At 48.9% G+C, this 282-nt stretch carries 1 protein-coding gene; it reads right to left on the bottom strand.

The window, feature by feature from the left end; all coding sequences use genetic code 11:
* A partial coding sequence (locus tag MMO42_RS18140; RefSeq protein WP_241321586.1) for a hypothetical protein occupies positions 1–282 on the bottom strand: 282 nt, incomplete at both ends.

Genomic DNA, 282 nt, shown 5'->3' on the forward strand with positions numbered 1-282 from the left:
GCACCTGCAAGCGTGATCTTGTCTTTGGTCGTTGCATCGTCGTATTTAACGGCTGCATCGTCTAAAGAACCTAACTTGCTGTCTACTGATGCCAATTGGTCTTCAGTTGCTGCTTGACCTGATACCGCTGTGCCGTTCCAAGTTTTATTGCTTAAGCCGCCAATCGTGCCTGCTGTGCCATCAATGGTGACTGGATTTGCAGTACCCACTTTAATGGTATTCCCCAAACCAAGTTGCACCCCATCTGCTGTGGTGCTGCTGGTGATGTTGCTATCACCTTTC

It is taken from the genome of Acinetobacter sp. ANC 3882 (assembly GCF_022549545.1).
Lineage (GTDB): Bacteria > Pseudomonadota > Gammaproteobacteria > Pseudomonadales > Moraxellaceae > Acinetobacter.